Below are 23,388 nucleotides of genomic sequence, written 5' to 3'. Positions count from 1 at the left end.
CATACCGTCAGGCGCCCTCTGCCGAAGCGGTGCTGTAGAAAAAATTTCCATAGGATCTCACTCGCAGCGGTCAACCCGCGAGTCAAACCCTACCCACACGCCCTGGGGCGTAATGCGAGTGGATAGGCAAATAGTAGGGGCCTAACACTGACGTGTCCATTTTCTGGGGTCATGTCCAGCCCTGACTGGTAAATACGCATCCTGCGAATAGTTGAAGAACGGGTTCTGTTTTTGGGCTGGTACCTCTCTGGTGGTACCAGCGCTAGTTTTTCTGAATTCGCTGGCGGTAGTAATCACGATTGTCTTCTTGCATGTGAGCAAATTCCATGAGTACGCCCGGCCAGATGGGATACGTATCGATAAGGTTTTCTGCGATGTTTAGCAACGGTGAAAAAGCGATCTCGCCCCATCTGATGCCTATGCCGACTCTTTCGGAGTAGGCCGTGCTATTTAAAGGGCCAAGTGCCCACTGACTCCCTGACATCGCATTCATCCATGTGCCGTTGATAGCGAGGATGCGGGATACTTTCTCTTCATAGCTGTGTTTAGAGTTTAAGATTTCGAGTACGATCTCGAAGGGAAACTCTTTTGTGCCATCGGTGACCTGCTTGCGCTGAAGAGGCGTCAACTCTGCAAGTGTCGTGGGGACTGTTGTTGAAAGGAAGTCTTCCAGCCTATTTCCGAATTGTTGATGATATCCGTCAAGCCACATTAGGTTCCTTTCGGGCTATGCAGGGCGTATAACCCAAGCCCCTGAATATTGATTTAAAGTCTTGTCGAAAAGCAGGTTGCGGATATAGCCCAGTCCCCAGTTTTGCTGTCTTCTTAGACGATTGAGTGTATTCCAGCATTCACTTTTCTACAAGGAAGATTTGGCTGTTGTGTCCTGAGGATTCAAGATTCGGCTCTGTGGGGTGCAGCAGAGACGTTGTCGAAGTGCAGAAGGCGAGAATCGCTGCCCCGAGGATAATTATGCGCCTAAATCGGTTTCTGGTGTCAGCAAGATTTAGCATGTCTCTATTCCATCAATTTGGGCGTAGTGAGGAGCGATGTTTGTGCGGGTTCCGGCTACTACCAGTTTGCACGGTGAGTCTCGGGCTAGTCCTGCATACTCGTCGTCGTCAAGTGTCTTTCGCCTTGAGGAGGTAGTTGAGGCGAACAGCTTACGGACGATGGGCACCCATATGTAACAGGGGCCACCATCGCCGATCGCTATACCTGCTAACGGAAGCCGGCAAAAGGAAACCACGAAATGAGTTCAATTAGTGCACTTCGGGGAAGCTATGACCGATGTCCCGATATGGACCAGTAGTATCAACCCAAAATGAGCGCCCTGGTCGCTACTGCTCCGAGAGTCGGATTTCTGATAGAAAGATTAAAAACCCGGCCGTACGAGTTCTTAAGGTGAACTGGTACGAAACCGGGCTTTATAATATGTGCTGTACGTTATGCGCCAGGACGCTTGCCGTGATTAGCGGCCTTCTTGCGGCGATCCTTGCGCTTGCGACCACGCTTGCTCATTGCGCACTCCTTCGTTGAGGGTTTCTGAACTTTATTCAACTGTAGCGGCTAAGGGCGCCGAAACGAAAATTGGGGCGGGGGTTAGGTTCCCCGGGTCCGCGCTTTTAGGCGGAAACGCGGGAACGGCCGCGGCCGCGGTTGCGGCGACGCTTGAGGGCGCGGCGCTCCTCTTCAGACAGGCCGCCCCAGACGCCGGCGTCGAGGCCAGACTCGAGTGCCCAGTTGAGGCAGGAAGAAGCGACGGGGCAGCGGTTGCAGACCAGCTTGGCCTTAGCGATCTGGGTAAGGGCAGGGCCGGAGTTACCTACTGGGAAGAACAGCTCTGGGTCTTCGTCGCGGCAAACGGCTTCGTGGCGCCAATCCATGATTGATATCTCCTAACAAATTTTTGACAGCAGTAAATACGAGCGCAATCCGTGCGGGACAGGAAAGCACCTTGATTTTTAGGTGGTGTGTGAACTGGTCTGCTAGCAGTGGGGCCCGGTCTCGAGGTCGGGCCAGCGTCGCCGCCGCCTATGGTTCACGGTGTTGTTACCTGAAGTTTCCTCCAGGTTAAGAAGAGGTTTACGCCCTCTTTCTTTTTGCTACTAGAGAATCATGACATGTTTACCCGATCGCCGCTAGGGGTACAGGCTAAAATGTGGTTAACATCACGTGAATAGGCGCGGTGTGGGGGCCATAAATGCCAAAATCAAATTTTAAAGAATCCTGTGAGAATCGCTGTGAGCTGCAGCTATAGGTGCTATGTGGTGAGTGTGGTGAGGGAGAGACCGTCAAATCTCCCAGTTCAGCCCTCTGCCCCCGCGCTACTGCAGGCAACATCGAGGCCCCGCCGTGGGTGGCACAGAAAAAATCCGCGCCGCATTAGTAGACTGGGGATTTGTGTCTAAGCAGAACAAACGCCACGTAAATAAGCAGCAGCGAGATAAGTCGGCAGCGCCAGCGGCAGCACCGGATAGTGCCCCGCAGTCGGTGCTTATAGGCGCAGGCATTGCCACGGTGCAATCCATCGCGGTTATTTGTTTTGGCATATTCCTCATCGTGCGCGAAGCGGTGGGCGCGGAAAATGACTCGATGGTTTCTGATTCCGGTTCGGGAAGCTTTGTGGGGCTTGGCACCGCCATCTTTATCTTCATTGTCTTTGGGTTTGTCATCGCAGGCTCCTGGGCCATGGTGAAAGGAAAGCGATGGGGAAGAGGCGCCGTGGTCCTCGTAGAGCTCATCTTGGGTGCGAGCGCGTTTCAAATGTATAGCGGTGGATCACCGGTACTGGGGACTATCACCCTGTTAAGCGCGGTCGCGGTGCTTTATCTCTTGATGTTTAGACGCGAGTCCTCAGAGTGGGCCGCCTCGAATTTCTAAGGGCCACTCGCGTTTGGGCCACTCGCGCGGGGCCCACGAGTGGCACTCGCTTAGTCGCTGCTGAGGCCAACGACGGTATCGCCGCGGGTTTCTACAATGGTCTCGCCCGCCAACGTGAGGTGGACAGGACCGCAGTAATCTCCGCGGTCGACGGCAATTTCGCGCAGTACCTTACCGGTAGACCAGTCCACGACAGCTATGCCCTTTTCGGTGGGCATCAGCATGCGCCCAGCCACTGAAATCGGGGTGCCGATGGCGCCGTCGATAACGTGATCGACGCGCAAATCACTGGGGGTTAGGAGGTAGAGGCGCTGCCCATCAAACCACGTCATATGGTGCGGGAGATCCGCAACGGCCGGGGCGAAAGGGCTTGTGCCGGAATCGATGGCGTCGGAAGGCTTTACGGGGGTAGAAGAAAGCTTTTCGCCTTGGTTGTTATAAGACTCAATGCGGGGTTCTGGGCCAGGGATATAGACCGCGGCGGCGTCTTGGCCCACCGCGATAAGCCGAGCTCCATCGCGATCGATGGAGACATCGGCGTCCATTTCTGGTTCCCGGGAGTCCTCCGGGGTGGTGGTTTGAAACCTTAACCAGGTGGTGTGAGGTTCCTCAGGGCACGATTCCGTCAGTGCGAGGTTCTCGGTACGCGTGAGCGCCGAAGAAATGGTGCACTCCTCGTGCGGTTGCTTCTGCGCCTCCTGCTTGGCCTCTATGTCGCCGTATTCCACGGTACGCACGAGATCTGAGCGCCATAGATCGATTCGCCCGGCAGAAACGGTCCCTGCCCGGTCATTGGATTGCACAGGTATAACGTCCGGGGAATTGATAGCGCTGCGGGTGGAGTCATATTCGCCCGTCGCGGCGTTGATGGCCACCGTATCCCCGCAGCCCACGCCCGTGCGATAGGTGGCAACCACCTTGCCCCAGGCAGTCGATAGCGAGCAGAGTTCGGCATCGCTGCGGGTATAGGTCCAGGCCGTGGAGCCATCGGCATTGGTGGCAGTGAGCACATCGCCATCGTGGCTAATGCTCAACCCGTAGGCGGAAATGGCGCGGTATTGGCCGGGTACGGGCTGGTTGGGAAGGCTGTAGGCAGTGGTGAGGGTGGAGGGGACATCGGCAAGCACAGCGGCATCGCCTTCCCCAGGAACCGCCTCTTGGTGCAGGTCCGCCTGGTGGATATTGGCGGTGGCGACCGCGCCGCCCACCGCGATGGCGCAGATAGCGCCGATGATGCCGGTGGCCTTCCAATCCGCCGCGGTTGCCCGCAAGATGGGGGCCTTAGTCATCGGCGCCCTCCTCGGGGCGTGCCATTACCGCGCCGAGACCCGCCCCGGGACCGCGATTGGGCTTGTCCCGCGGACCGCTTATGCGCCGGAAGTTGGCCAATCACGCTGGTGGCAGGCCCCACCTTTTCCTGCACGCCAGCGGGGATGGACAGCGCCTGGGCAAGCTCCGGGGAGGTGGAAAACCACTGCGGCGGCGTGGCCGAATCTAGGCCTAGCTCATCGTTGATGACCTGCCATTTGGCCAGCTCATCGTAGCCCACGAGGGTAACGGCGGTGCCGGTATGCCCAGCGCGGCCAGTGCGCCCGATGCGGTGGATAAACGTCATGGGATCATCGGGAACTTGGTAGTTGATGACGTGGGTGACATCGTCGACGTCGATGCCACGCGCGGCGATATCGGTGGCGACGAGGATGTCCACCTCGCCCGAGCGGAAGGCCTGCAGGGACTTTTCCCGGGACTTTTGCCCCAAGTCACCGTGCACGGCGCCGACGCGGAAGCCGCGCTCAGCAAGGTCATCGGCCAATTGCGCCGCCGAGCGTTTGGTGCGGGTAAAGATTATGCTGCGACCCCGGCCCTGGGCCTGCAGGATATGTGCGATGACCGGCACCTTATCCATGCGGTGGGCTTGGAAGGTGACCTTGCGGGTGGTTTCGTGCGTGACTTCATCCGCCTCCGATTCGGCCCGGATGTGTACGGGCTTATTCATGAACTGCCGCGATAAGTTCAAAATGGCGCCCGGCATGGTGGCAGAAAACAGCATTGTTTGGTGCGCATTGCCATCGAGCGCTTCCAAAATGGCCTCTATGGAGGGCAAAAAGCCCAGGTCCAGCATCTCATCGGCCTCATCGAGCACCACGATAGCGACGTGGCGCAGAACCAGATCGCCGCGCTCGTGCAGATCGAGCAGGCGGCCTGGCGTGCCGATGACCACATCAACGCCGCGCTGGAGGAGCTTAATCTGCTCCTCGTAGGGGCGCCCGCCGTAGATGGAGGCGAGGCGGACAGGCAGGTGCGCGGCCGCGTCCTGCAGATCCGCGGTGACCTGCTGGGCGAGCTCGCGGGTGGGCACGACGATAAGTGCCCGCGGCGTCCCATCCAGTGGGGCAATATCCGCGTCATCAAAAACGCGATCGAGCAGCGGCACACCAAAGCCAAAGGTCTTGCCCATGCCGGTGCGTGCCTGGCCAATGAGGTCTTGGCCATTGAGCGCAATGGGCAGGGTTAATTCCTGGATTGCAAAGGTTCGCGCGATGCCACGGTCAGCGAGCCCATCGCAGATTTCGGCGGCGACGCCGAGTTCCGCGAAGGTCGGTGGCTGGGGTTTTATGACAGACACACCTTGATAGTAGCCGGGATGGTTATAGTGGGGCCATTGGCATGTAAAACTCTCGTTAAAGGAGGATACTTTTTATGGATATCAAGTTTGGTTTTGCAGATACCCCGCGCGAGCTGATTATTAGCACCAGTGGCGAGCAGGCGGAGCTGACGCAAAAGATTAATAGCGCCCTGGCGGAAAACTCCACGTTGGAGCTAGAAGATGACAAGGGTCGCAAGTACCTCGTGCGCACGGACCGCGTGGTGTACGTCGAGGTTGGCGCCGCTAAGAAGCAGTCCGTCGGATTCGCCGGCGCCTAAGCTTGGGGCTTTCTGAAGGTTTGCTAATTCAGTTTTTGAATAGGCAACCGGGTACCCTCAATGCCTATGGAAAGTAGGCAGAATCGCAAGGCTCACCAGAGCCATGGGCGAATCCCGGATCACCCGAACCCGGTGGTCCGGTTCGCCCGCCGCTACGGCTGGTGGCGTGTAGTGGCTATCCCCGTGATGGTGCTGCTTACCATCTGGGTGATTGTGGATATCGCGTCCGGCTCTTCGACCGATGATAACGGCGATGCATCCAGCGCGGAGACCACCGCAGCCGCCACCCCTACCCACGAGGATCTCACCGGCCCCGACCCCGCGAATGCGGAGGCGGTAGAGCGCGAGATTAGTGAGATGCCCCCAGGAAGTGACTTCACCAAAAAAGGAAAGGGCACGTTCCACGCAATCGGCCGCCCCGGCGCCGTAGCCGGCGAGGGTGGCGAGAAGAAGGTGCGCTACTCCATCGAGGTGGAAGATGGGCTCAATACCGCTCCCTACGGCGGTGATGATGCCTTTGCCGCAATGGTGGAGGCAACCCTTGCGGATCCACGCGGGTGGACTGCCCAAGGTGATTTCGAATTCGAGCACGTTGCCTCCGCTGATAATCCCGATACCCGCATCCAGCTGACCTCATTAGGTACGGCCGCGGAGCGGTGTGGCGAGAAGATCGAAACGGAAACCTCTTGCCACACAAAGTTCACCGGCGAATCCACCACCATCATTAATGAAGCGCGGTGGGTGCGCGGGGCCACACCCTTTGAGGGCGATTTGGGCAATTACCGCCAGTACGTCATCAACCACGAATTGGGCCACGCCATTGGCTATGCCTCCCACCAGCAGTGCGGCGGCGAGGGCAAATTGGCCCCGGTAATGATGCAGCAGACGCTGAGTTTGAACAATAAAAAATTGCATGACCGCAATCCCAAGGAGGTCTATCCTGATGAGGATGTGACCTGCGAGCCTAACCCGTGGCCATATCCCAATCCGGAGCAAAAGGATCCCCACCAACCCCAATAAGGAGTACTGGATGCCGCTTCCCCCAGAGCATGTTTTAAGCGCCTTCCACGCAGAAACCGGTGCGACAGGGTCGCGCCGGGCCCAAGGCGATCAGCTGGGCCCAGTATGGGATAACGGCATCAAGGTGGGCGATGTGGTCTACTCCCAGGCCGGCCCCTTCGCGGCGTGGTCTGCCAAGGTGCGCGAAAAGCTCAGCGTACCGGGCGCGCGGGTATCGCGGCCGGTTCTCGCGAGCGACGGGCGCCATACCGCGGCCGGGTGGAAGGCGACGCAGTTCCTTCCCGGCGAGGTCACCGGGCGTATCGATGAAGCGGCGCAGACGGCCTTGCGCTTGGACGATGCCATGGCTAATGCACCAGCACCTCCGGGTACGCACCGCGATGATGCCTTCGCCCGCGCGGAGCGCACCGCCTGGGCGGAGACGGGGGAGGCCTACGATAAGGCCGCGCTTGCCGGTGTCCCCATGGTCACCGCCCATACCGCCCTGCTGACCACCACGGTCTTTTATGGCGCGCACCCACCGGGAATCGTGGATCTCGTGCCGAGTCAATCCGCGCGCCCAGCCGGGTGGAGCGCTGCGCTCGTGATCGTGGATGGGTTGATCGCGCAAGTGGTAGATGATGATATCTGCCAGCGGTTTGGTCACGTGCCGGGTATGCAGGAGCTTTTGCTGCGGGCTGTGTCCTACCGCCGGCATATCAATGATTTGAATCCGCGGTCACGCTCGAATGTGCGTTCTAATATTGAGCGGGTGGAACAGTTTCTTGTGTCTAGGGCATCTGCGATACTGGGGCGGTGACTTACAATCCCCATTCCACCGCCCGCGCGGGAGTGGTCCTACCGCCGTCGCCAGAGGTACGACTCATCGCCCGCACCCCGTCCGCACACGCTCGTTCCTGGCCCGTTGAGCTGCCGGAAACCGGTACCTGGAAGGTAACCGGCACCGCCGGAACCGGCGTATCCAGTTTTCTTATCGATACCGTCATTCATGCCCTCGACCGCGCCCAGGAGACGGGGGCAGATCCCTCCGGCATCCTCGTTGTTGCCGCCTCCAAGGAATCCGGCGCCCGCCTGCGCCGTGAGCTTTCAGAGCGCCTCGAAGATTATGCGGCGCAATCCTCCATGGTCCGCTCCATCCACTCCTTGGCCTTTGCCCTCCTGCGCAGTGCAAGCGACGAGGAATTGCGCCTTATCACCGGCGCGGAACAAGATGCCGTTATCCGGGAATTGCTCGAAGGCCACGCTGAATCCGGCCACGGCGAATGGCCGGAGGAAGTTCGCCCCGCCCTAGAGTATGTAGGCTTTGCCCGCCAATTGCGCGATTTTCTTTTGCGCTCCATCGAACGTGGCTTAAGCCCCGCGGATTTGGAGAGCCTCGGGGCTAAGTACGGCCGTGGAATGTGGGTTGCCGCCGGTATGTTCCTGCGCGAATACGAACGCGTCCAAGCACTTTCCGGTGCGCATTCTTATTCCGCGGCCGAGCTAGTCAACCAAGTCTTGCTGCGCCCAGAACTTACGAATTCACACCCGTGGCACACCATCGTGGTTGATGACGCCCAGCTATTGGATCCCACCGCGGGCAAGCTCATCTCCCGCTTGGCCCCCGATGCACAATTGCTGGTCATCGGCGGTGATGCGGACCAATCCGTCTTTGCCTTCCGCGGTGCTAATTCGCAATTCCTTGAAGAATTTCCCGCGGAACACTCCGTGGAGCTTTCGCAGCCGCACCGCAACGGATCCCCGGCCTGCGTTTCCATCGTGGATTCTGAGGGCCGCCTGCGCGATGTGGTGGCCGATACCGTGCGTCGCCGCCATTTGGACGATGGCGTGCAGTGGCGCGATATCGCCGTCATCGTCCGCTCGACGGCGGATATAGGCCAGATGCGCCGCACCTTGCTGGCCGCCGGCGTACCCGTACACATCAGCCCGACCGACGTGATTTTGGCAGAACAACGCCTAGTATCTGCCATGCTCCTCGCCCTGCGCGCCTTGGAAGAAGACCTCAGCAATGTGGAGCTCGAGGAATTGCTGACCGGTCCAGTGGGAGGGGCGGATCCCGTCACCCTGCGCCGCCTGATTCGCGGTCTGCGCCGGTGGGCGCCCGATGCGCGCGGCATGGATAGCCTGCGCGAGCTCTTGCAGGGCGAGCTGCCGGACTTCAATGGCCAACTCACCGAACGCGAATTTTCCATCCTAGAGCGCGTGCGCGCAGTACTTTCCGCGGGCAGGCAGGCCGTGCAAGCCCAGGCTTCTGTGGAAGAAATCCTGTGGGAGGTATGGAGCGCTACCGAGCTGGATATGCGCCTGCAGGCATCCGCCTTGCGCGGCGGCGCCACCGGCTCGCAGGCGGATCGTGACCTCGATGCCATGATGGCGCTTTTTGATGCTGCCGGTGATTACTCCGAGCGCCGACCCGGCTCCTCGCTGCAGTCCTTTTTAACTCACATCACCGAACAAGAACTGCCCACCGGCGTGCGCGACCGCCGTACCGCCATCCCGCAGGCCGTGGAGATCATCACCGCCCACGGCGCCGTCGGCCGCGAATGGGATACCGTCATCGTCGTAGGAGCACAAGAAGGCGCGTGGCCCTCGCTGGGGGAGACCGGGTCCATTTTTGGCCAAGAAGATCTCATCGATCTCCTGGACCGCGATATTGAGCCTGATACCCCTGTTAGCCACATTGCCTCCCGTCTGGCCGAAGAGCGCCGGCTCTTCCACGTCGCCACCACGCGCCACCGGAACCGGTTACTCATCGCTGCGGTGGAAAATCCCAACGAGGATGCCTTTGCAGAACCTTCCCGCTTCATCGCGGAATTTACCGGGCGCGGGGTAGATGTGCCCGGGACAATGGCGCGCCGGGAAGCCAGCCGCGCCTTGCGCGCCACCCAATTCCCCCGCGAGCTGGGCTTGGACGTTCCCGAGCCGGCACCGGTGTCCCTGCGCGATGGACTCGAGGTCGATCCCCTCGACGTGGCGGTACTGTCCGTTCCTTCCTTTGTGGCGCAATTGCGCCGCGTGGTCACGAATCCAGATTCTGGCGAGGCGGAGCGGCGCCAAGCGGCCCGGCAGCTGGCGCGCTTAGCGCAGGCGGAAATCCCAGGCGCCCATCCAGACCAGTGGTTTTCCGCGCGCTCTGTGGCATCGCATACGCAGCTGCGCGGTAGCAAGAGCCTATCGCCATCCCGGGTCGAAGCCCTGCTCAACTGCCCGCTCAAGGCGATTGTGGGAAACTTGGCCGAAGATTCCAGCGGCGCCGAGCACCTTTTGCGCGGCACCATGGCACACGCCTTCTTGGAGGCCATCGGCCGCGGCATGGATGCGGAAAAGGCCCGCCTGCTCGTCATGGAAGCCTATGAGCTCATCCTGGATGTTCCGCAGTGGCAACTACAGAGCAAGTTGGAAGAATTCTCCCGCCTGCTGGAGCGCACGCAGCAATGGGCACAGCAATCCGAGGTCAAAAATGAACTCGCCGGGGTAGAAGTACCCGTCTACGTCGAGGTCGCCCCGGATATCCGGGTTGGCGGCTTCATGGACCGCTTGATGCAGGATGGAGACGGAAATTACCTGGTCGTGGATCTCAAGACCGGTAAATCTGCAGCGACGCAGGCAGAGGCGGAAGAAAACCGCCAGCTAATGACCTACCAATTGGCCTTGTCCCGGGGAAGCTTTGACGGGCAGCGCGTGCGCGATGGCGAAGGGATGCCGCGCGCAGGCGGAGTTCTTGTCTATCCCGGAAAAGATTCCAGCAAAATCACCACGCGCACACAAAGCCAGCTCACCGCAGAGGCGCTGGAAGAATTTTCCGCACTTTTGCCACCACTGGCAGCGGAACTGCGTGGTCCGCAACTTACCGCGCGCACCAATAAAGATTGCGATAAGTGCCCCATTCGTACCATCTGCCCGGTGCAGGAGGAAGGAAAGATGACCATCCATGCCTAAGCAGAATTTTTCCCCGGAAGAAATAGCCCAAGCACTGGGCAAGGATTACCCACCTACTGAGGAACAAGCCCACGTCATCGAGGGTCCTTTTGGCCCCAAGCTCGTGGTGGCCGGCGCGGGTGCAGGTAAGACGGAAACCATGGCCTCCCGCGTGGTCTATTTGGTGGCCAATGGCTACGTGCGCCCAGAAGAAGTACTGGGGCTAACCTTTACGCGCAAGGCGGCCCAGCAACTAGAACAGCGCATTCGCCGCCAACTGATTCAGCTGCGCGATTCCGGCCTCATCGTCCCCGGTAGCCCTGCCGCAGAGGCGCTTAACAATATCGCACCCACCGTGGCCACCTATGACTCGTATGCCGGCGAGCTCGTGCGCGAATACGGCCTTTTGGTCCCGGTCGAGCCCTCGGCGCGAATTATCACGGAGGCGGAGCGCTTTGCCATTGCCTATGACGTGGTGAAAAATTACGGCGGTAAATTATCGGATGAAAAGACCTTGGGTTCCATCACGGAAACCCTGCTCAAGATCACTTCCGATATGGACAATTCCTTGAAGGATCCGGATGATATTGCCGAGTTCGCACGGGATTTCCGCGCTGATATTGACAACCTGGAAAAGGCGCCGAGGACGAAGGGCGAGTATTCCAAGAAACTGCAGGACCACATCAATGTCCAGGATCTGCGCGTGCAGTACGTGCCATTGATCGAGGAACTCAAGCGCGCGCAGGCAGAACAGCAGGTCATCACTTTTGGCGAGCAGATGTCTGTGGCAGCGCGCCTCGCGCAATCGCACCCAGCGGTGGGCAAGCAACAGGCGCAGCGCTACCGCGTGGTCATGCTGGATGAATATCAGGACACGTCTTATGCCCAGCGAGTATTATTGCGCAGCCTTTTTGGCGGGGAGCAGAAAGACATTTCCGTGACAGCGGTGGGCGATCCCATGCAGGCCATCTATGGCTGGCGTGGGGCTACCTCAGAAAACCTCACCGCATTCGTGGAGGATTTCCCGCAAGCAGATGGCGCCCCTGCTCCCAAGGATCAGCTGACTACCTCGTGGCGCAACCCGTCGGGTGCCTTGGAGCTGGCTAACTCGGTGGCGGCCGGGGTCTTTGCGGGCGGCCCGCGCCCCGTCGATGAGCTGCATGCGGCCCCGCACAAGGGAGAAGGCGAGATTGAGCTGGGCTATTTCGCCAGCGAGGACGAGGAACACGATTTTATTGCCCAGAAAGTAAGGCAGCAGTGGGAAGCGCGCGAGGGAGATGGTTTTCGCGCAGCGGTATTGGTGCGCACCAACCGGCAAACCGCAGCCATTGCAGCTGCCCTGGATGCCGTCGATGTGCCCAATGAAATCAATGGTCTAGGTGGATTGCTGTGGCAACCGGAAATCCAGGACCTCGTAGCGCTGGCAACCATGTTGGTGCGGCCGGAAGATGCTCAAGCGGCCCTCCGCATTTTCGCCGGGCCCATTTGCGGGCTGGGCATGGGCGATATCCAAGCCCTTGCCGCGCGGCAAAACAACTTGGCGGGGGCGAAGCAAGAGCGCCTGCAATGGGAAGAGGGCATGGATCCAGAGGAGTATCTGCGCGCCCAATTGGCGCAGCTTACGGCCGAGGGCCCAGATCAGACGGTGGGGCTTGCCGATGCCCTGGCAGACCTCGGCGAGCGCGATCGCTATACTCCGGAGGGCTTAGCGCGCATGGAAGAGGTATCTGCCAAGCTGCGCTACCTGCGCACTTACTCGCTGTCCAAGCCTTTAAGCGATCTCTTCGCTGACATCGAGGCCATCTTCAATATCCGTACCGAGGTTCTTGCCCGCGGCAGCGCCGGGGGAGCCACCCACCTGGATAAATTCGCCGATATCGTCGCCGGATTCCATGGGGATTCCCTGTATGCGCTCCTAGATTATTTGGAGCTCGCTCGCGAACATGAAGATGGCCTTGGGCTTGGGGAAGTTCCTGCTTCCACGGATCGCGTACAAATCATGACCGTGCATAAAGCCAAGGGCCTGGAGTGGGAGCACGTCTATGTCGTGCGCGCGGATTCTTCAAGCTATAAGGCACAGGCAGAGACCTTTTTGTCCAAGATTGAAAAGGTACCCGGTGAAGATGACTACATTGAGGTATCACCAGATGCGGTCACTCGCTCCGAATTCGAAAAGGCCTGCAAGGCATTCTTGGATGATGACCGCGCGCATAATGCGGAGGAAGCGGCTCGCCTGTTTTATGTGGCCTTGACCAGAACCGAGTCCACGTTGACTGTTACCGGCTCCGGTACTAATAACCGGTCGGGCAAGGCCAAGAAGGGCCCGTATGAGTACCTCGAAAGGCTAAAAGAATCTTTCCCCCAGTACGTGGGGGAGTGGACTGTGCCCGAAGAGCCGGTGGAAACGTCGGCTAATGCGGCAGAAAGCGGGCTCTTCCCCGCCCTTGAAGCCGATCCGGATTCCCTGGCTGGCGCGGATGCGGTGCTAGCGGCCATGGAGGACCTTCCTGAGTTAAGCCACGGCGAGACCTTCGAGTTGTGGGAACAGGATGCGGGCGCGCTCATTGAGGAATACAAGTCTCTGCAACAACCGGTAGTGGATGTGGAACTTCCCAGCGAGCTTACCGCCTCTGACATGGTGGCCTTGGGCAGTGATCCGCTACAGTTTGCGCGCCGGCAACGCCGCCCGGTGCCGTTTAAGCCCAATTCTTATGCCAAGCGGGGCACCGCCTTCCACGCATGGCTGGAAGAGCGCTTTGGCAGCCCCGCGCTGCTAGGAGAAGAGGAATTGCCGGGCATCGATGAGCCGGAGGACTTCGACCTGGAAGAACTCAAGGAATCCTTCCTGAACTCCGAATGGGCGGAGCGCCAGCCGGACTTTGTGGAGGCGCCGTTCGAAATCACCATCGGCAGCGCTGTGGTGCGCGGGCGAATGGATGCCGTCTTCCGCTTGGCAGATGGCGCGTGGATGGTGGTGGACTGGAAGACTGGCCGGCCACCGAAGGGGGCGGCTATGGAAGCGGCGAAGATCCAGTTGGCGGTCTATGCCGAAGCCTGGCGGCGCATCCACGGCGGCGATAAAATCCGCGCCGCTTTCCATTACGTTCACGATGGTTATACTTTTGAGCCAGATACTTTAGCCCAAGGTGAGGAGCTGCGTAGCCTGCTTGAATCGTCAGTAGCAGGCCACTAGGGCTAAGGTATGGGGACGGAATGCGGACGATGAATGGATAGTTGCGTCCCCGTATAACCGGCGGAATGAAAAATCGATCCAGAAAAGAAGGCTGGGCCAGTGGCCAGAAAACGTGCGAAGGTGTTCAAAGGGCGTATTAAACAGCGCTTTTTGCCCCAAGTCGAGTTGTCCTCGCAACCTGATCACGCGCTCCTTGATGTCATCACTGTGCCCAAGGATCAAAATGCCAGCCCGTGGCGCCAGTTGGCCAAACGCGCGCTGTGGGCATTTGGCATACTCATCTTCGTCACCGTCGTGGTGTACTTGGACGGCGAGGGCTATAGCGAGGACATGTCGCTTTTGGATTCCTCCTACTATGCCGCCGTCACGCTGACCACAGTGGGGTATGGCGATATCGTTCCCGTTACGGAGCAATCGCGGTTTATTAACCTCGTACTTATCACCCCGGCCCGCCTCGTCTTCCTTGTGCTGTTGGTTGGTGCGACGCTCTCCGTGCTGACGGACAAGGCCCGCCGCACCTTTGAAATCCAGAACTGGAGAAAACAATTGCGTAACCACACCGTCGTTATTGGCTATGGAACGAAGGGCGCCGGGGCAGTCGCCGCGCTCTTGGCAGATGACGTACCCACCTCCCAGATCGTGGTCATCGATAATAACCGCGCGTCGCTGGCGCATGCGGAGCACCACGGCCTGGTCACCATCTTTGGTTCGGGAACCAAGCAGGACGTGCTTAAGGTGGCCGGGGTGGAGCACGCGAGCTCCATAGTGGTCACCCCGTCCTCGGACGATACCGCGGTGCTGTGCTGCCTATCGGTGCGCGAGCTTGCCCCCAAGGCCAAGATTGTGGCCTCGGTGCGCGAGTCCGAAAACCGCCACCTTCTGCGCCAATCTGGTGCCGATTCCGTGGTGACGTCCGCAGAGACCGCCGGCCGCCTGCTGGGGCTTGCCACCGTGACCCCCACCGTGGTGGAAATGATGGAAGACCTGCTTTCTCCTAATGAGGGCTTTTCGGTATCTGAGCGCGCCGTGCGCGAGTTCGAGGTCGGGTCCAACCCGCGCCACCTGGCGGATATCGTGCTCGCGGTGCTGCGCAATAACGAACTCCACCGCGTCGATACTGCTGATGCCTCCGCACTGAAACCGGGCGACCGCCTGCTGTATATCAAGCACGATCTGGAACAACCCGTGGAAGTGCAAGATGATGACGAGGAGGATTAATTGTATTTGCCCGTAACGCACACGGGACTAGTGCCCGCCACCGCGAGTGGGGACGCGGCGTTGGTGGAGGAATTGCCGGAAGGTGTGGGAACTCCGGAGATGGTGGACATCGGCACGCTGCACGTTTTTGCCTGCCCGGAAGCAATTGCACGGGGGATAGGGCAGCTGCAACCTGCGACCTTTTTCGCCGATAATTCCCTTATCATGCAGGCGATTGCCTTGATCCGCAACAGGTTGGAGCAACGCTTCGATCCACGCACAGGCCAACCGTTGGACTATCCAACGCCGGGTATCGTTGGCCGCGATCCGCAGGATTCGCGCCGCATGGTATTCCCGCGCTTGGACCCCGCGGTCATTGGCCTTATTGAGCTCAAGGGCGAGGAGAAGATTTTGCTGGCGCGCAATCGCGGGCGCAATAACTTCTTTTCTTTGATTGCTGGATACGTGGAGCCGGGCGAGACCATTGAGGACGCCTTTGCCCGCGAAACCATGGAGGAAACTGGGCGGCGCATTGAGAATCTTCGTTACTGGGGATCCCAGCCGTGGCCGCCGAGTGGCTCGCTTATGCTGGGCTTTCACGCAGAGACATCGGATGTCCAGGCCACCTGCCATACTGATGGGGAACTGGAAGAAATTCGTTGGGTGACCCGCGCCGAGCTGCCTAAGCTTCCGCTGGCCACCGCGGGTTCTATCGCACACACGATGATTATGGAGTGGTATCACGGTGAGTAAGCCGGATTTGTCCCTGCTGGATGAGGATCAGCGCCGCGCGGCCACCGCCCCGCGCGGACCGGTGTGCATTTTGGCGGGCGCGGGCACCGGTAAGACCCGCACCATTACCTATCGCATCGCCAACATGGTGGATCAAGGGTTCGTAAACCCCCAGCGAGTTTTGGCCGTGACCTTTACCGCGCGTGCGGCGGGAGAAATGCGGGATCGCCTGCGCATGATGGGTGTTGCTGGCGTGCAGGCCCAAACCTTTCACGCGGCCGCGCGGCGGCAGCTGAAGTATTTCTGGCCGCAGGTCGCAGGCGATCTGCCATGGACGCTTTTGGATAATAAATTCCCGTTGGTAGCCCGCGCGGTGCGCTCGGTGGGGCTGGATAATTCCAAAGACATGATCCGTGACGTGCTGGCGGAAATCGAATGGGCGAAATCCGCACTGGTCAGCGCGGAGGACTATGAGAGCGTCATCGCGGAAACGGATCGCACCGCCCCGGCTGATGCCGCCAAGGTGGCCGAGGCCTTCCGGCGTTACGAAAAGGCCAAAGCCACGCCGGATATGATGCATCTGGACTTCGATGACCTGCTCATGCACATCGCGGGCGCCATCGAAAACGTCCCAGCCATTGCGGAGACCTTCCGCGAGCAATACCGCACCTTCGTCGTTGACGAGTACCAGGACGTCACGCCCCTGCAGCAGCGCGTGCTGAACGCCTGGCTGGGTGATCGCGATGATCTCACCGTGGTGGGCGATGCCAACCAGACCATCTATTCCTTCAATGGCGCATCTCCGGAGTACCTGCTGAATTTTTCGCGCAGCTATCCGGACGGGACCATCGTCAAGCTGCAGCGCGACTATCGTTCCACGCCGCAGGTAACGGATTTGGCGAACCGGGTCATCGGCAAGGCTACGGGGCGCGCGGCGGGCACCCGCTTGGAGCTGCAGGGCATGCGCGAGCCCGGGCCGGAGCCGACGTTCAAGGCCTACGAGTCCGAGGAAAATGAGGCGCAGGAGGTGGCTGGGCAGGTGCTGACACTGCTCAATCAGGGTGTGCCGGCTTCAGAAATTGCCATCTTGTACCGCATTAACGCCCAGTCGGAACAGTTCGAGCAGGCGCTTGCCGATGCCGGAGTGGTCTACCAAGTCCGCGGCGGTGAAGGTTTCTTCCGCCGCCCGGAGATTCTGGAGGCCATTCGCGTGCTCATCGCCGCCACGCGCCGCGATGATTTGCCGGAGGACCCCGTGGCGATTGCGCGGGCCGCCTTCGTGGAGCTTGGGCTCAGCGCCACCGAACCGCAGGGTGCGCAGGCCCGCGAGCGGTGGCAATCGCTGAACGCGCTGGTGGGCTTGATCGAAAAGATCGTGGAATCCACCCCGGGTATCGATCTCAATGGGGTGCTGGGTGAGCTGCGGCGCCGCTCCACCGATAAGCAAGCCCCCGCCATGGAGGGCGTGACCCTCGCTACGGTGCACGCGGCGAAGGGCTTGGAATGGGACGCCGTCTTCCTCGTCGGGCTGAGCGAAAAACTCATGCCCATCAACCACGCCATTAAGGCGGGCGATGAGCAGATTGAGGAAGAACGCCGCCTGTTTTATGTAGGCATTACCCGCGCCCGCGAGCACCTGGCCCTGTCGTGGGCATTGGCGAAGACCGCCGGTTCGCGAGCCTCCCGGGAACGCACCCGGTTCCTCGACGGCATCGCGCCCGGCGTGGAATCTTCTGCAGGGAGTGGCCGCTCCCGCCGCCCGAAACGCTGCCGCGTATGCAGCGGGGTTTTAGAGACCCCGGCGGAAAAGGTCATTGGCCGGCATGAAGACTGTGAGGGCAATGGCGATGACGAGGTCTTTTCCGCCCTGCGCTCGTGGCGCGCGCAGGTGGCCCGTGAGGAAAAGGTTCCGGCCTATGTCATCTTTACGGATGCCACGCTGCAAGCCATCTCGGAAGAGCTGCCGGCAGATGAGGCGGAGCTGCTGTCCATTTCCGGAATAGGGCCCAATAAGTTGGAGCGCTACGGCGAGCAAATCCTGGAGGTCATTCGCTCTGTGCGGCTGTAGCCAGGTTGACCTTGCCGCCGAAGCACACCGGGCATCGCGGATGGGCGATCGCCGTGCGTTGCTGGTGGCGGCCGTAGACGTCTACCTCCCATTGCTGCCCAGGCCGTGGGAAGGCCGTGGGCGCGCCTGGTGGTAAGGGGCGCTTGCTTAAGCGGCGAATCACCACCTGTGCTTGGGCCGCTACAGCATCGATGACTAGTTTTTCTGGCTGCCTGCGCACGCTGGTGAGCTGGGAGGCAATGGTGCTCCACTGTGGATCCGCATCCACGCGGAATAAGTGAATGCACAGTGGGCAGGGGCCTTGCCCTTTTACGCGCAGGGGCCCGATGATGCCGCGGTTATCCAGTAAAGAAATGGGCAGCCAGGTCGTCGGCGTGCCGGCAAGCGCATTGGCGCAATCGATGGGGCAGTGGAGCTGGTCGATGCCAAGGACCGTAAAAAGCCCATCGAGGTCGTGGATATAGGAAAAGATATTGTCCTCATCCAGGGGGATGCGCACCGTGTATCCATCTGCCGTCAAACGGGCGCGTAGCTCCACAGCGAGCGGGGACTCACCCAGCATGATGATGGTTTCAGGCTTCTTGGGATGCGGTGGCAGGGGCCAGAGGATGCCATAGGCTAGGGCATCATCGATAAGGCTGCTGGCGGCAGCGCGATCCAAGCCGGCCGCTTCCAACCGCGCCGCCAAGTCGGAAGAGTCGACCGGCTGATGGGCGGTGGCAAAAGCACGCGCTATACCCGGCGCATTGCCCGTTTCCGCCACCGCCACCCGGGTGGCATCCATCCCAAATTGCACCACGGAATCCTCGCGGCAAAATACGCCACACCCTGGCGCCAACGTCACAAGTTGAGTCGTGCCTTGTGAGGCAGTCATTGCTTCCCCCGAATCCCCTCGATCACCCCAAATACGGCTTAGCGCCGCATGTGGGTCCATTGCACCACAGGTACAATGGCCTGTCATGTCGAGCACGCAACCACCAGGAAGTAACCACCCTGAGGTCAAGGTTATCCGTTCTGCGCGGCGGCGAAAGTCGGTGCAGGCGCGCATGGTGGCCGGGGTATTGGAAGTGCGCATTCCTGCCTGGATGTCCGCCCGTGAGGAAAACGAGGCGGTACAGGACATGCTCGCGCGCTTAGAAAAGAAAACCGGTGGTGCGGCGAAGACCGATGCGGCGCTCCTTCAGCGCGCCGAACAGCTCAACGCACAGTACCTGGAAGGGCGAGCCTGGATTGGGTCCATCCGGTGGGTGAGCAATCAAAATACGCGGTGGGGTAGTTGTACTACCTCCACCGCGGATATCCGGCTGAGCAACCGGCTACAGCAGGTGCCGGATTATGTGTTGGATTCGGTCATCATCCATGAGCTGGCCCATACCTTCATCCCGCGCCATGGGCGCGAATTCTGGCAGTGGGCCGATAGGGCACCCCACGCCGAGCGGGCCAAGGGCTACCTCGAGGCCTACCAGCGCTGGGGCGGTTAACGCGAGCTACTTATCCTCGCTGCCGTTGTCCTTATGGGTGCTCTCGTCGCTGTCGGCACCGTCGTCGCTGCCCTTGGAATCCTGGTCCTCTGCAGAATCCTTGTCCTCTTCGAATTTGTTTTCGGAGTCCTCGCCGTTTTTGAGCATCTCTTCGAGCTTGGCAAATTCTTCCTCGAAACCCTCATCCGGCTCGTCATCCAAGAGGGAATCGATGAAGGCAGCCGGGTTATCGAGGTGCTCTGCGGTGGGCAGGAAGTCTGGGTGGTCCCAGGCCTTATCGCGCTTCTCTGCACCCACGGCAACGGTGGCGCGGCGCCACAGCTCGGCGGCCTCGGTCACCTTGGGGGCGTTGAGCTCGATGCCCACGACCTTGCTGAAAGCCTGCTCGGCAGACCCGCCGGTGCTGCGGCGGTGCGCCCAGGCTTCAGTGAGCTTGGAGGTAGAGGGGATGCGATCGCCCAAGGCCTCGCTTACGACGTGCTCGGCCCAGCCCTCAACCAAGGCCAGCAGGGTTTCTAGCCTTGATGCGGCAGCGGTGTTCTTGGAGGTAATGCGCGGGGAGAGGTCCATTCCCTGCAGCTTGCTCATTGCCTCTTGAATGGCCTGCGGATCGCCGGATTCTAGGTTGAGCTCGCGGGCAAGCTCTTCAATGTGGGAGGTATCAATGACCAAACCGATGGCGTATTCCTCCACGGAGGAGACGATGCGCTCTACCAACCACGGCACGTGCTTGAACAAGCGCTGGCGGGCGGCCTCGCGCGCGGCAATGTACACCAGTACTTCTTGGCCAGGAACGTTGAGCTCGCGCGCGACTTTCTGAATGGTATGCGGCAAAAGCGCCACCGTATTGGCCGGGGCGATGGGCAGGCCAAAGTCGGAGCCGGTTAGTGCCTGGCTGGCCAGATCGCCCAAGGCGTGGCCTAGCTGCATACCGAAATTCATGCTGGACATTTGGCCCATCATCTTAGTCATTGGACCCATCATTTCGCGGGCCTCTTCCGGCATGGACTCCAGCTGGGCATCGTTCATGTGCTGGGCCACCGGGGTGACCATGCGCTCCCAAGCGGGCATGGTTTCTTCCAACCACTGCTTGGAATCCCATGCCTGCGTGGCACCGGAAGCGGTGGGGAGAATGGAGGCATCGTCAAGCCACAGCTCCGCCAAGCGCACCGATTCCTCTACTGCCTTGGAATCTTCCGCGCTGATGCTCTTTGACTTGGGGATCTGCTGAAGGGCGATGCGCTTGGCCATGTCGTAATTGACCGGCCCGGAGTTCTGGGGCGAGTTCATGGACGAGCCCATGCCGGATAGCATCTGACCGAACTGGTTCAGCATGTCTCCGAGGCCGCCACCATTACCGCCGCCGAATGCGCCGAACGGGTTCTGGTCACGATGGCCGTCATTATCGTCGTCATCGTTATTTGGGAAAGAAAAACCGAATCCGTTGCTCATGCGCTCCAATCTACCGGCACCGTGCGGAAAGTTTCCATGATCACAGCAACGCTGACAGCGAACAGTACGCCAAAGGTTGTAGGCTATTGCTTCGTGAATTCTCCTGCTAGCCGTCGCGTCCGCACCATCGCCTGGGGTGCCATCCCCGTTGTGCTTACCGGTGCGTTGGTATCGCTTGACCATATCCCGGGCACCGATGTCTCGCTGACCGTTCCTTATGCCGCCGAAGGCCCTGGCCCTACCGTGGATACGCTGGGCGAGGTTGATGGCACCCAAGTTGTTGATGTGCAGGCGCCGAAGACCTATGAGCCCAGTGGTCACCTCAATATGACCACTGTGTCCGTGCGCACCAATATGACCTTGGCGCAGGCGCTGGGGCGCTGGGCGCTTACCGATGACACTTTGGTGCCCATCGATACCGTCATTCCGCAGAATATGACCGATGAAGAGGTCCAAGAATCCAATAAGCAGGCCTTTACCCAATCTGAATCCGCAGCCACCATTGCGGCGATGGACTATTTGCACCTGCCGGTCAAAATCACCGTGGCCGAGGTCATCGAGGACGGCGCCGCCGCGGAACACCTTAAAAAGGACGATGTCATCACCGCCGTCGATGGCACCGAGGTCACCGAGCCGAGCGAGGTCCAAGACATCATCAAGGACAAAAGCCCTGGCGATAAGGTAAAAATCAGCGTCACTCGTGGGGACAAAGACCTCAGCGAAGAGATTGAATTGGGCGAAAACCCGCACGATAAGGGCAAGGCGCTGCTGGGAGTAGCCATGCTATCGCAGCCCAAGGACGATATTTCGGTGAACTATAACCTGCAGGATATCGGCGGGCCGTCAGCGGGCATGATGTTTACCCTGGCGGTCATCGATAAGCTCAGCGATGAAGACTTAACCGGCGGTACCTTCGTGGCCGGCACCGGTACCATTCAGGCCGATAGCAAGGTTGGGCCAATTGGTGGCATCGAGCATAAAATCGCCGCCGCGCACGAGGCAGGCGCCGAGCTCTTCTTGGCGCCTAAGGACAACTGTTCAGCGGCGGCCGGCAGCGACCACGGCGATATGACCATTGCGCAGGTAGAAAACCTCGACGATGCCGTGGCGGCTATGAAGGACTTTGCAGCGGGCAAAGACGTCAAGGAATGCAGCTAATAAAAGCTAATAAGGCCGAGGCCTAGTCCTTTACTAGGCCCAATTCCTTGATCTTTTCCTCCGGGTCCACTTGGTCAGAAGAAATCATCTGTTGCATGACCAAGCCTTCCTTATTATCCACCACGGTGATAACCGCGGTGGTGCCCAACGTAGACCAGCCGACGACGCGATCGCCATCGTCCTCGATGGCATGGGAGCTGCGCAACTCCGTAAGGACTTGGGTGGTCTGGGAGGCCTTGGAGTGGGACTTAAAGAATTGGAATTGCCCCACCTTAGGGCCGGAGCAATTGTAGGAAGAATCCCCGCCGGTGGAATCGCAGCGCTCAAACTGGGCGAATAGGTCCTTGGGTGCCAGCGACTTATAAACGTCATAGACCTTGGCCACCGACTTATCCAGCTCACTGCTAGCGCTCGGCTCGCGGGTGGTGCTTTCTTCGGAAGCCTCGTCCTCATCCTTGGCTGCTGATTCTGACTCCGTAGAGGATTCGGTGCTCGATGCCGCGGACTCCTCGTCGTTCTCAGAGGCTGTGGTGGTGGCCGCAGAGGTGGTCTCTACGGGGGCATCGTCAGGCGCATCGGCACCGGAGGAACAACTTGCCGCAGCCACGCTGAGCCCTAGTAGCGCCGCCGCGGTAGCGGTACGGGCAGAAGAACGGCGGGAGAAGGAAAGGCGTCGCACTGTATAGAACTCCTTGGTTGCGGGCTTAATTGCCACTTAGTCTAGTTCATCCGGATCCTGGTTGAGGCCATAGCGCAAAGCGGCGATCACGCCAGGGGCCACCTGCGGGCCGCCGCGGAGCTGAATATCGTCCTCAGCAAAGGGACCTGCTGCCTCTAGCTCTTCTTCGGTGGGCCGCAGCTGCAGCAAGGTGGTCTCAATTCCTTCCTCGCGCAGGGCACCCGAATACAGGCGCGCCGGGCGAGGGGAGGGGTCCTCGCTGGAGGTATCCCGGAATTTGATCTCCTGGGCCAAGATGGCGCCTGCGACCTCGCGCGGCCAGGCCAAGCGGGAGACGTAATCAGCCAATTCCTCGGAGCCTGGCTCGATGTTTTCCGGGACGTTGTCTTGCACGATAAGGGTCAGCGGGGACGCGGTTTCCTCATCCATGGCCGCTAGCTGGTCCGCCACTAGGTGGGTGGGAACAAGCGCGAAGATGGTGGGGCGGGCGTCCCAACCTTCAGCGTGGACGAAATCCACGGCCTCCGTCATAGCGCGGTTTAAAGCTGGCTGTGATAATTCGGGGGAACTCATAGGCATCCTTATTCGTTATCTGGGTATTGATTCCTTAAACTGGGAAAAGTCTACATGTTTAATATTCGCACTATTTGATTGGAGCTGGCGTTGTCCCTAGGGTCATCCA

20 protein-coding genes are annotated in these 23,388 nt (G+C 59.9%); 11 read left to right on the top strand and 9 right to left on the bottom strand.

The window, feature by feature from the left end; all coding sequences use genetic code 11:
• Positions 1-262 precede the first annotated feature (262 nt).
• From ABRP66_RS05655 to ABRP66_RS05650, 3 genes are all read right to left on the bottom strand, one after another.
• The gene (locus tag ABRP66_RS05655; RefSeq protein WP_284770014.1) at positions 263-712 is read right to left on the bottom strand and encodes a hypothetical protein; all 450 of its coding nucleotides are present in this window, start codon (positions 710-712) and stop codon (positions 263-265) included.
• A 734-nt stretch (positions 713-1,446) separates the two neighbouring features.
• Positions 1,447-1,521, bottom strand: coding sequence for a 50S ribosomal protein bL37 (locus tag ABRP66_RS11700; protein WP_369707509.1), 75 nt, complete (start codon positions 1,519-1,521; stop codon positions 1,447-1,449).
• A gap of 104 nt (positions 1,522-1,625) precedes the next feature.
• On the bottom strand, positions 1,626-1,886 hold the full coding sequence (locus ABRP66_RS05650) for a WhiB family transcriptional regulator (RefSeq protein WP_005277545.1): 261 nt from the start codon (positions 1,884-1,886) through the stop codon (positions 1,626-1,628).
• Positions 1,887-2,403: 517 nt separating this feature from the next.
• Here ABRP66_RS05650 and ABRP66_RS05645 point away from each other — a divergent pair.
• Positions 2,404-2,883, top strand: coding sequence for a membrane protein (locus ABRP66_RS05645; protein WP_034658073.1), 480 nt, complete (start codon positions 2,404-2,406; stop codon positions 2,881-2,883).
• 50 nt (positions 2,884-2,933) lie between these two features.
• On the opposite strand, the gene ABRP66_RS05640 is transcribed toward ABRP66_RS05645, so the two are convergent.
• Together ABRP66_RS05640 and ABRP66_RS05635 are read right to left on the bottom strand one after the other, a co-directional pair.
• On the bottom strand, positions 2,934-4,172 hold the full coding sequence (locus ABRP66_RS05640; RefSeq protein ID WP_284781749.1) for an Rv3212 family protein: 1,239 nt from the start codon (positions 4,170-4,172) through the stop codon (positions 2,934-2,936).
• Positions 4,169-5,509, bottom strand: coding sequence for a DEAD/DEAH box helicase (locus ABRP66_RS05635; protein WP_284849899.1), 1,341 nt, complete (start codon positions 5,507-5,509; stop codon positions 4,169-4,171). Before ABRP66_RS05635 ends, ABRP66_RS05640 begins: the two co-directional genes overlap by 4 nt.
• A 74-nt stretch (positions 5,510-5,583) precedes the next feature.
• Between ABRP66_RS05635 and ABRP66_RS05630 the strand changes: the two genes are divergently transcribed.
• The 8 genes from ABRP66_RS05630 to ABRP66_RS05595 all read left to right on the top strand — a co-directional run bounded on the left by ABRP66_RS05630 (position 5,584) and on the right by ABRP66_RS05595 (position 17,936).
• Positions 5,584-5,808: a DUF3107 domain-containing protein gene (locus ABRP66_RS05630; RefSeq protein WP_239269424.1), complete on the top strand. Its 225-nt coding sequence runs from the start codon at positions 5,584-5,586 to the stop codon at positions 5,806-5,808.
• Between the two features lie 66 nt (positions 5,809-5,874).
• Complete coding sequence (locus tag ABRP66_RS05625) at positions 5,875-6,828, top strand: DUF3152 domain-containing protein (RefSeq protein ID WP_284849900.1); 954 nt, start codon at positions 5,875-5,877, stop codon at positions 6,826-6,828.
• A gap of 10 nt (positions 6,829-6,838) precedes the next feature.
• Positions 6,839-7,627: a hypothetical protein gene (locus ABRP66_RS05620; RefSeq protein WP_284781744.1), complete on the top strand. Its 789-nt coding sequence runs from the start codon at positions 6,839-6,841 to the stop codon at positions 7,625-7,627.
• 32 nt (positions 7,628-7,659) lie between these two features.
• Complete coding sequence (locus ABRP66_RS05615; protein ID WP_284770099.1) at positions 7,660-10,767, top strand: ATP-dependent helicase; 3,108 nt, start codon at positions 7,660-7,662, stop codon at positions 10,765-10,767.
• Positions 10,760-13,939, top strand: a complete 3,180-nt coding sequence (locus ABRP66_RS05610; RefSeq protein ID WP_284770009.1) for an ATP-dependent helicase — start codon at positions 10,760-10,762, stop codon at positions 13,937-13,939. The genes ABRP66_RS05615 and ABRP66_RS05610 overlap by 8 nt, the downstream gene beginning before the upstream one ends.
• Before the next feature lie 99 nt (positions 13,940-14,038).
• Positions 14,039-15,157 (top strand): potassium channel family protein, encoded by a 1,119-nt coding sequence (locus ABRP66_RS05605; protein ID WP_284770008.1) that lies wholly within the window; start codon positions 14,039-14,041, stop codon positions 15,155-15,157.
• Positions 15,158-15,889, top strand: coding sequence for an NAD(+) diphosphatase (locus ABRP66_RS05600; RefSeq protein ID WP_284781742.1), 732 nt, complete (start codon positions 15,158-15,160; stop codon positions 15,887-15,889).
• Entirely contained in the window at positions 15,882-17,936 is a 2,055-nt protein-coding gene (locus ABRP66_RS05595; protein WP_284785024.1) for an ATP-dependent DNA helicase UvrD2, read from the top strand. The genes ABRP66_RS05600 and ABRP66_RS05595 overlap by 8 nt, the downstream gene beginning before the upstream one ends.
• Here the strand turns inward: ABRP66_RS05595 and ABRP66_RS05590 are convergent.
• Positions 17,914-18,810, bottom strand: coding sequence for a hypothetical protein (locus ABRP66_RS05590; protein WP_284849903.1), 897 nt, complete (start codon positions 18,808-18,810; stop codon positions 17,914-17,916). The genes ABRP66_RS05595 and ABRP66_RS05590 overlap by 23 nt on opposite strands.
• An 85-nt stretch (positions 18,811-18,895) precedes the next feature.
• Here ABRP66_RS05590 and ABRP66_RS05585 point away from each other — a divergent pair, with 85 nt between their 5' ends.
• Positions 18,896-19,417, top strand: coding sequence for a M48 family metallopeptidase (locus ABRP66_RS05585; RefSeq protein ID WP_284796841.1), 522 nt, complete (start codon positions 18,896-18,898; stop codon positions 19,415-19,417).
• Between the two features lie 6 nt (positions 19,418-19,423).
• Here ABRP66_RS05585 and ABRP66_RS05580 read toward each other — a convergent pair whose 3' ends face one another.
• Entirely contained in the window at positions 19,424-20,869 is a 1,446-nt protein-coding gene (locus tag ABRP66_RS05580; protein ID WP_349838432.1) for a zinc-dependent metalloprotease, read from the bottom strand.
• 93 nt (positions 20,870-20,962) lie between these two features.
• Between ABRP66_RS05580 and ABRP66_RS05575 the strand changes: the two genes are divergently transcribed.
• Positions 20,963-22,027 (top strand): YlbL family protein, encoded by a 1,065-nt coding sequence (locus ABRP66_RS05575; protein WP_284770002.1) that lies wholly within the window; start codon positions 20,963-20,965, stop codon positions 22,025-22,027.
• Between the two features lie 22 nt (positions 22,028-22,049).
• Here the strand turns inward: ABRP66_RS05575 and ABRP66_RS05570 are convergent, their stop codons facing one another.
• Together ABRP66_RS05570 and ABRP66_RS05565 are read right to left on the bottom strand one after the other, a co-directional pair.
• Positions 22,050-22,706, bottom strand: a complete 657-nt coding sequence (locus ABRP66_RS05570; protein ID WP_284770001.1) for a beta-N-acetylglucosaminidase — start codon at positions 22,704-22,706, stop codon at positions 22,050-22,052.
• Positions 22,707-22,742: 36 nt separating this feature from the next.
• Entirely contained in the window at positions 22,743-23,279 is a 537-nt protein-coding gene (locus tag ABRP66_RS05565) for a PPA1309 family protein (protein WP_284770000.1), read from the bottom strand.
• Positions 23,280-23,388 lie beyond the last annotated feature (109 nt).

Source organism: Corynebacterium sp. KPL2680, from assembly GCF_040225675.1.
Classification (GTDB): domain Bacteria; phylum Actinomycetota; class Actinomycetes; order Mycobacteriales; family Mycobacteriaceae; genus Corynebacterium; species Corynebacterium rhinophilum.
Note: the sequence above shows the minus strand (reverse complement) of the source record. Positions and strands in the feature narration are given on the sequence as shown.